General features: G+C 69.5%; 8 protein-coding genes. 1 reads left to right on the forward strand and 7 read right to left on the reverse strand.

Annotation, left to right across the window (positions count from 1 at the left end; genetic code table 11):
• Positions 1-148: 148 nt before the first annotated feature.
• From lpxK to JHC99_RS16760, 4 genes are read right to left on the reverse strand one after another with little or no spacing between them, the layout of a single operon-like run.
• The gene (gene lpxK, locus JHC99_RS16745; RefSeq protein WP_292155770.1) at positions 149-1,153 is read right to left on the reverse strand and encodes a tetraacyldisaccharide 4'-kinase; all 1,005 of its coding nucleotides are present in this window, start codon (positions 1,151-1,153) and stop codon (positions 149-151) included.
• Positions 1,150-2,451 carry a 3-deoxy-D-manno-octulosonic acid transferase gene (locus JHC99_RS16750; protein WP_292155771.1) on the reverse strand — a complete coding sequence of 434 codons (1,302 nt, stop codon included), beginning with the start codon at positions 2,449-2,451 and terminating at the stop codon, positions 1,150-1,152. The genes lpxK and JHC99_RS16750 overlap by 4 nt, the downstream gene beginning before the upstream one ends.
• Before the next feature lies 1 nt (position 2,452).
• Entirely contained in the window at positions 2,453-3,139 is a 687-nt protein-coding gene (locus tag JHC99_RS16755; protein WP_292155772.1) for a lysophospholipid acyltransferase family protein, read from the reverse strand.
• 4 nt (positions 3,140-3,143) lie between these two features.
• Positions 3,144-4,985: an ABC transporter ATP-binding protein gene (locus JHC99_RS16760; protein WP_292155773.1), complete on the reverse strand. Its 1,842-nt coding sequence runs from the start codon at positions 4,983-4,985 to the stop codon at positions 3,144-3,146.
• Between the two features lie 82 nt (positions 4,986-5,067).
• On the opposite strand from JHC99_RS16760, the gene JHC99_RS16765 reads away from it, so the two are divergent.
• A complete protein-coding gene (locus JHC99_RS16765) occupies positions 5,068-5,733 on the forward strand; it encodes a sulfur transferase domain-containing protein (protein WP_292155774.1) in 666 nt (221 codons plus the stop codon).
• A 15-nt stretch (positions 5,734-5,748) separates the two neighbouring features.
• Here JHC99_RS16765 and JHC99_RS16770 read toward each other — a convergent pair whose 3' ends face one another.
• The 3 genes from JHC99_RS16770 to JHC99_RS16780 form a co-directional block, all read right to left on the reverse strand.
• Entirely contained in the window at positions 5,749-5,976 is a 228-nt protein-coding gene (locus tag JHC99_RS16770; protein WP_292155776.1) for a hypothetical protein, read from the reverse strand.
• Positions 5,973-6,245 carry a hypothetical protein gene (locus JHC99_RS16775; protein WP_292155777.1) on the reverse strand — a complete coding sequence of 91 codons (273 nt, stop codon included), beginning with the start codon at positions 6,243-6,245 and terminating at the stop codon, positions 5,973-5,975. Before JHC99_RS16775 ends, JHC99_RS16770 begins: the two co-directional genes overlap by 4 nt.
• 81 nt (positions 6,246-6,326) lie before the next feature.
• A complete protein-coding gene (locus tag JHC99_RS16780) occupies positions 6,327-6,581 on the reverse strand; it encodes a DUF4170 domain-containing protein (RefSeq protein WP_292155779.1) in 255 nt (84 codons plus the stop codon).
• Positions 6,582-6,585 lie beyond the last annotated feature (4 nt).

Consider the following 6,585-nt stretch of genomic DNA (forward strand, 5'->3'; position numbering starts at 1 on the left):
ATCCGTGAAGGCGGCCGCACCGTCGGCGCCGGCGTCGTCGCCAAGATCATCGCCTAAAAGCGAAGACAAACAGTCGCGTAACGAAACGGCCGTCGGGGCAACCCGGCGGCCGTTTTGCTTTGGACGCCACCGTCTTCCTCCGGCAGGATCAGCGCTCGGTGGTCAGGTAGTCCGCGAACCTCGCCTCATCCTCGAACCGCGCGACGACGGGCCAGCTGACGACGCGGTCGCGCCACGCCGGCGGGAGCCGGACCCAGTCCTTCTCGGTCGTTACCATGCCGGCTCCGAGCATCCCGGCGCGGTCGACGAGGAAGCGGAGGTCTTCCTCGCGGTAAGTGGCGTGGTCGGGGAAGGGGGCGAACTCGACGAGGTCGCAGCCGGCGGCGATCAGGGAGCGTTCGACCTTCCACGGTTTGGCGATGCCCGCGAAGCCGAGCTGCGGGCCAGCGGGTGGTGGCGTTGCGGGCGTCAAGCGGGCGATGAAGGTCGGCAGGTCGCCGAACACAGCGGTCAGCTCGGGATCGACATCGGCCAAGTCGGTGGGCAGCAGGATGATCACGGCGTCGGCGCGGGCGAGGCCTGTCTTCAGCGGTTCGCGCATCGGTCCCGAGGGGAAGACGCCGCCGTCGCCGAAGGGCCATTCTTCGCCGCGCGTCTCGCCGTCGACGACGACGAGGCTGAGGGTCTTGTTCAGGGTCGGGTTCTGATGGGCGTCGTCGAGGACGAGGGTCTGGGCACCGTCCGCGACGGCCGCATGGGCCCCGGCGATGCGGTCGCGGGCGATCCAGGCGGGGCTGTCCAAGGCCAGCATCAGGGGTTCGTCGCCGACGTCCTCGGCGGAATGACGGGTGAGATCGACGCGCAAAGGACCGGTTTCCCGACCGCCGTAGCCGCGCGACAGGGCGTGGGCCTCAACGCCGGCGGCGCGGAGCAGGCGGAGCACCTCGCGGGCCACGGGGGTCTTGCCGGAGCCGCCGACGGTCAGATTGCCGATCGAGATGACGGCGGCACCCGGATCGACGGGCGTGGCGCGGGCGATCCGGCGGGCGGTCACGGCGGCCCACAGCCAGGACGCGGGCTTCAGAAGGGTGCGGGTGACGATGGCGTGGCGGCTGCCCCGGACATACCACCAGCGCGGAGTGTTGAGCTTCACGACCGGCCTCGGGCGACGGGTGAGGCGGGGGGCAGGAGCGGCTGCAGGCTGTCCCACAGGCGATCGAGGCCCGCTCCGGCGTCGGCGGCGGCGCGGCGGGCGCGCTCGCCCATGGCCCGGGCGGCTGTGGGGTCGTTCAGAAGCGGACCGATGACGTGGGGCAGGTCGGCGGGCGTGGAAACGACGGTCAGGCCGCCGGCCTCGTTCAGGGCCGTCGTCACGCGGGCCCAGTTGGAGGCGTCGGGGCCGGCGACGGCGGGCTTGCCGATGCGGGCCGGCTCCAGCGGGTTGTGACCGCCGACGGGAGGCAGGCCCAGCGCGGGCGCGAAACTGCCGCCCATGATGACCACATCGGCCAGACGCAGGAACAGGCCCAGTTCGCCCAGGGTGTCGGCGACATACAGATCGGTGTCGGGCCCGAGTACGCCGCCGCGTGAACGCAGCGCGAACCGATAGTCGTCGCGCGTCAGGGCGGTGGCGATCTCCGTACCCCGCTCCGGATGGCGGGGCACCAGGATCAGGCAGATGCGCTGGTCCAGGGCGTCGAGCGCGCGGACGATGGCGATTTCCTCGGCTTCATGGGTGCTGGCTGCGACCACTACGGGGCGGTCGCCGATGGCGGCGCTGAGGGCGATGAAGGCCTTTGCGTCATGGGGCAGGGGGCCGCCTGACAGCTTCAGATTGACCAGGCCGTCGATGCGGGCACCCAGGGTCTGGAGGGTCGCGGCCGAGGTCTCGTCCTGAGGCAGGACGCGGTCAAAGGCGGTCAGGAGGGCGTGGGCCATGCCGGGGAAACGCTTCCAGCCTTGCGCGGTCCTGTCCGTCACCCGGGCGCTGACGAGGGCGAGTCTGACGCCCCGTCGATGGGCCGTCAGGATCAGGTTGGGCCAGAGTTCGCTCTCGACGAAGACGCCCAGCGACGGCCGCCAGTGGTCGAGGAAGGCGGCAACGGCGACGGGGCCGTCGACGGGCGCGAACTGATGGATGACGCCGGCCGGTAGGCGCTGGGCCATCAGCGCTGCCGAGGTCACGGTGCCGGAGGTGAGCAGGATCGTCAGGTCGGGCCGTACCTTCTGCAAGCGTTCGACCAGGGGCAACAGGGACAGGGTCTCGCCGACGCTGACCCCGTGCAACCAGACCAGGTCGCCGGGGGGGCGGGTCACGGTCGTCACGCCGAGGCGTTCATCGACGCGGGCGGCGTCCTCCTTGCCCTGTTTGACCCGGGCGTCGAGCAGACGGGGTGCCAAGGGCTCCAGCAGTCGGGTTAAAAGGCGATAGGCGATGAGGGCCGGGCTCATCTCAGACCCGCTTCAGGCCGGTGACGGCGTCGGCGCGGGCCTCCACGGCGGTCAGGCGGTCCGACCAGGCTGCGGCGACTTCGGACAGGTCGGCACCGGCCGGAAACCGGTCGACGTCCCACACGATCGAACCCTTGCCGAACGGCAGGGGCAGGACGGCCCGGTCCCAGCTGTTCAGCCGGATCGCGGGATTGCAGCTCAGGCCGATGAACAGCACGGGCGCGCCGGACAATTTGGCCATCAGGGGCAGGCCCTCGGCCATCTGGCGGGCCGGGCCGCGCGGGCCGTCGGGGGTGACGGCAAGAGCGGCAACCTTGAGCTGCTTCAGGCCGTCGCGGAGCGCCTGCGTCCCGCCCTTGGCGCGGTCGGCCTTGTCCTTGTTGGCCGAGGATCCGCGCACGGCGGGAATGCCTTGCAGCGCCATGGCCGTGGCGATGAACTGGCCATCCGGGCTGAGCGAAACCAGACCCTTGACGGGCTGGGCCCGGCCCAGCGGCCAGCAGGCCGGGCTGAGCGCGATCCGGGAGTGCCAGTAGGCGCAAATCACCCCACCGCCGTCGGCCCACACCGCTTCGGCGAGGGCGTCGTTCTCGTGCGTCCAGCGGATGGTGGCGAAGCAGAACTGCATCCAGCCGGCGAGGATGTGGGCCAGAACCGACTGGATGATAGGGTTACGGAGAGGTCTCACGGCACTAGACCACGGTTGCCAGTGGCGGCGTTCCGTCCAGCGACTGTTGCTTCGCCAGACGGCCGTAGAGTCCGCCCTCGGCGATCAGGCTCGTGTGGGTTCCGGTCTCGACGATCCGGCCGGCCTCGATGACGTGAATGCGGTCGGCGTTCATCACGGTGGACAGGCGGTGGGCGATCATCAGGGTGGCCCGACCCTGCATCAGCCGCTCCAGGGCTGCCTGAACGAGGGCCTCGCTCTCTGTGTCGAGCGCCGAGGTCGCCTCGTCGAGCAGCAGGACGGGGGCGTCCTTCAGGAAGGCCCGGGCGATGGCGACGCGTTGGCGCTGGCCGCCGGACAGGCGCATTCCGGCCTCTCCGACGCGGGTCTGGTACCCCTCGGGCAGGGCGAGAATGAAGTCGTGGGCGGCGGCGGCGCGGGCGGCGGCCTCGATGGCGTCCTGGGTCGCGCCGGGTCGGCCATAGGCGATGTTGGCGGCGATCGTGTCGTCGAACAGGAAGGGCTCCTGGGTCACCAGGGCGATATGGGCGCGCAGGTCGTGCAGGCGGATGTCGCGGATGTCGCGCCCGTTCAGGGTCACGGCACCCGCCGTCACATCGTAAAAGCGCGGGAGCAGTGACAGGATGGTCGACTTGCCGCCGCCGGACGGACCCACCAGGGCGACGGTCTCTCCGGGGCGGACAGTCAGGGACACGTCCGACAGGGTCGGCACCGACCCTTGGGCCGACGCGCCATAGGCAAAGCTGACGCGGTCCAGGGCGATGGCGACCGGCCCCTCGGCCAGGGGCGCGGCGTCGGGGGCCTCGCGGATCTCGGGCTTGATGTCGAGCGCGGCGAACAGGCGGCGGGCGGCGGTCAGGCCCTCGGTCATCACGGTCTGGAGATTGGTGACCTGACGCAGCGACTGACCGGCTGCCATCAGCAGGCCGATGAAGGCGGCGAAGGCTCCCACGCTCATCTCGCCGTCCCGGGCGCGCCATCCGGCATAGGCCATGACGGCGGCGACGATGATCATGGCCACCAGATTGCTGAACGGGCCGGCGAAGGCGCGACTGTCGGCGGACTTGATGATGTGGCGCTGACGGCGGGCCACGACCTCGCCGACGGCGGCCTCTTCGTGGACCTCCTGGTTCTCCAGCTTGATCAAGCGGACGCCGTCCAGGTTCTCCATCAGGGCGGTGGACAGGGCTTCTGTCTCCTTCATCGCGCCGGTGGTGGCCTTCTTTGTGCGTTTGGAGAAACGGCGGAGCACCAGGGTGATCAGCGGCACGCCCAGCAGCACGATCCCGGTCAACTGCCAGTCGATGAACAGCATCGACGCGATGACCGCCACCAGGGTCAGACTGTGCTGGGTGTAGTTCACGACGCCGTTGGTGAAGGCCTCTCGCACCAGGTTTGCGTCGAACAGCACGCTGGAGACGAAGGAGCCCGAGTGCTGGCTGCGTAGCCGGGCCAGGTCGGCGCGGATCATGGCTCCGAACAGGCGGACCTGGATGTCGCCGACGATGCCGTGGCCCAACCGGTTGACCAGCGCCGCCTGACCCAGGCTGGCCAGGGTCCAGACGAGAGCGACCACCACGATCGCCGTCGGGATCACGATCAGGGCCTGGCCCGGCGCGATGTCGATAAGGCCCCACAGCTTCATCGGCTGCTGCTGTTGCAGGAACAGGCCGTTGATCGCCGGCTCCAGCAGCTTCAGCGTCAGGGCCGACAAGCCGCCGGCCGCCGCCGCGCACAACATCGAGGTGAACAGCGCGCCCCTGTGATGCGAGAGATAGTCGCGCCAGATCCGCGCCAGCAGCGGGCGCAGGCCTTCGTCCTGTTCGGCGGGCGTGGGGGTCGTCATGGGAGGGAGGTCGGACGGCTGGGCCTTCAAGTCAACCCGCAGGTCTGATGACGCCGGGAGCATGGGCCTGTATGTGGCGGCAATGCCGAAGTTCGACCTCTCCACGCCCGGCGGCCGGTTTCACGCAGGCTGGGACTATTTCTGGAGCGACCATGCCTTTCTGAGGCTGGCGTTTTCGAATGCTCACTGGCTCGGGCCGGATCTGGTGCGGACCAATCAGCCGTCGCCCCGGCAACTGGCAGGCTGGGCTCGGCGGGGGATCAGGACGGTCATCAATCTGAGGGGCGTACGGGACGAGAGTTATTATGCGCTGGAGAAGGCGGCGTGCGAGCGGCTGGGGCTGACGCTGATCGACGCGCCGCTGGATTCGCGCGACGTGCCGACGCCGGATCGGGTCCATCGGGCCAAGCGGCTGTTCGAGACGATCGAATATCCGGTGCTGATCCACTGCAAGTCCGGGGCGGATCGGGCGGGGCTGATGGCGGTCTTCTATCGCCATTTCCACCTGGGAGAGCCGATCTCGGTGGCGATGGGGCAGCTGTCGAAGCGCTATCTGCACAGCCGCGAGGGGCTGACCGGGGTGCTGGACTTCTTTTTGGAGAAATATGTCCGGGAGATCGAGCCGACGGGGGTCGGCTTCCTCGAATGGATCGACAGTCCGACCTACGATCCTAAGGCGATCCGTGCCGAGTTCAAGGCGGGGTGGTGGGGCACGTTGTTGACCGACCGCTTGCTGCGGCGGGAATGATCGGCCACCGGTCCGTCAGCCCCAGGGACCGCGTGGTGGCCCATCGGCGGGCGGCGGGGCTTCGCCGCGCTCCCTGGCCAGTTCGGCGTCGCGGCGGGCCTTTCGATCGGCCTCCCACTGTTTGAACCAGCGTGCGTAGCCGAGTTCGCCCTTCAGCGACATGGTCCAGAGCACCAGGGCCAGGAGCATCCCGACCAGGGCTGCGATGGCCGGACCGTCGAGCGTTGTGCCGAAAAGGGTCATGGGCGGGCGTCTCCGTCGAATGAGGGCGCGTGGGCGAAAGGATCGGCGGGCTCTGCCGACCGCACCGGATTTGGATCCAGAGTAGGGGCGTACTGTGTCGGCGCAAAGACCTGTTCGGCCGAGGGCACGACAGCGTCCGGGACCGGCGGCGCAGGCTTCCGGGCCGGGCGGCGCTGCGCGGCCGGGGGGTGCTGATAGCCGATCGTGTGCCAGGCCACGATGCCGGCCCCCAGCGCAAGCAGCAGCAATATCACCAGAAATGGGGCCATCGACCGCTCCTATGCGCGCCCCGCACCTTCAGGAAGTGTGCCAGCTCCGAAAGGGTTCGCCGACCGGCTCCCCGCGCCGCCTCAGTGGGCGTGGTCGTCGCCGCGCGGGTCGATCATCTTGTGGGCATGCAGGATGAAGTAGCGCATCAGGGCGTTGTCGACGGTCGCCTGGGCCCGGGCCTTCCAGGCCTGGCGAGCCTCGGCGTAGGAGCCGTAGGCGCCGACGAACTCGACCTTGGTCAGGTCGCGGAAGACGGGCGCGTCGAGGTGGCGAAGCTCGCCGCCGATGACGAGGTGGAGCAGTTGCGGGGTTTCGACTTCGGGGGTGTGGGGCATTGAG

Source organism: Brevundimonas sp., assembly GCF_016463485.1.
Taxonomy (GTDB): domain Bacteria; phylum Pseudomonadota; class Alphaproteobacteria; order Caulobacterales; family Caulobacteraceae; genus Brevundimonas.